Annotated in this window: 2 protein-coding genes; both read right to left on the bottom strand. The window is 48.2% G+C overall.

The genetic code is table 11. The features are described from left to right. Nucleotides 1-397 (bottom strand): urease accessory protein UreE (locus A3761_RS23990; RefSeq protein WP_068751053.1); only part of this gene is annotated, 397 nt, incomplete at its 3' end. Nucleotides 398-534: 137 nt separating this feature from the next. After that, the coding region (locus tag A3761_RS23985) for an urease subunit alpha (protein ID WP_156492082.1) at nucleotides 535-1641 on the bottom strand (1107 nt) is incomplete at its 5' end.

The following is a 1641-nucleotide window of genomic DNA, read 5'->3' as shown; positions in this document are numbered from 1 at the left end:
ACACTTCTTCTTCATGTGTCACCACTAAACCCAGTAAGTGCAGCATTTCTTCCAAGACATGGTCAGGCTTAATTCTCAACCAACGCTCACCCACTTCAATTTTTGTATGGCGGTTACCCAAATGATAACAGGCACGCGAGAAAGTACGCCAGTCTTCACAGCTGGCATGCGCGACAGACTCAACAGCACCTTGAACCTGAATAATTTTTCCGCACTCAGACTTGAGATACTCTCCCACCAATAGAGGCTTGCCACGCTCTAGAAAGACACGTACATCAACACCGTTTTCACTCGTTAATTTAAGCCGTCCTCTATCACGCTGGTCCGAGTCTAGCTTGACGACTTCTGAAACCTCTTCATGACAATGCGTGCCGAGTCTTTCGTATACTTCTAACATAATCTTCCTTTTTTGAAGGCCTTATTTACCCTCGAACTCATCGGCTTCGACCTTGTCGGACTGAAGTCCGACCTACCATGCTAGTACATAGCCTGTAGGTCGGGTTTTAACCCGACTGGTCGGTGCCTAAATAGCGTTTAAAACAATGTGTACAATTGCGCCAATGGCAACTCGTCTGCCGGTTCACAAGTTAGCAACTCACCATCCGCTCTAACTTCATAAGTCTGCGGATCTACGGTGATCTCTGGCTGCCAATCATTCAACACCATGTCTGACTTACGAATAGAGCGCGTATTCTTACAAGCACTCAGGTTTCGGCTAAGACCAAGCGCCTCGCCAATATCGTTCTTCAAAGACGCTTCTGAGACAAAGGTCACTGAGGTTTTCGCCGCTGCTAAACCTTGCGCACCAAACATTGGTCGATAGTGTACTGGCTGAGGTGTTGGAATCGATGCGTTAGGGTCCCCCATGGGTGCTGCAGCGATCATTCCGCCTTTGATAATCGTAGAGGGTTTGATGCCAAAGAAGGCAGGCTTCCATAACACCAAGTCGGCCAATTTACCTTTTTCAATCGACCCGACCTCATGAGAGATACCGTGCGCGATAGCAGGGTTGATTGTGTATTTAGCTATATAGCGACGTGCTCTAAAGTTGTCGGCATCACAACCTGAATCTTCTGGCAACAAACCAAATTGTGTCTTCATCTTATGAGCGGTTTGCCAGGTTCGGGTAATCACTTCCCCGACACGTCCCATCGCTTGGGAGTCGGAGGAAATCATACTGAAGGCACCGCGGTCATGGAAAATATCTTCGGCGGCAATCGTTTCTTTACGGATTCTTGAGTCAGCAAAGGCAACATCTTCAGGAATAGAACTATCTAAATGGTGACATACCATCAGCATATCCAGGTGCTCGTCAACCGTGTTACGCGTGTAAGGGCGTGTTGGGTTGGTAGATGAAGGCAATACATTCGGGTAAGCACAAGCACGAATGATATCAGGTGCGTGACCACCACCGGCACCCTCAGTGTGATACGTGTGGATCACGCGGTCTTTAAACGCACCAATGGTATCATCGACGAAGCCTGATTCATTCAAGGTGTCGGTATGGATTGCAACCTGAACATCATATTCTTCTGCTACGGATAAACAGCAATCAATGGAAGCTGGCGTGGTTCCCCAATCTTCGTGGAGCTTCAAGCCGCAAGCGCCTGCATCGAGCTGTTCTCTTAGGGCTTCAGGTAA

Source organism: Oleiphilus sp. HI0123 (genome assembly GCF_001635315.1).
This window is presented reverse-complemented; position numbering and strand designations above follow the sequence as displayed.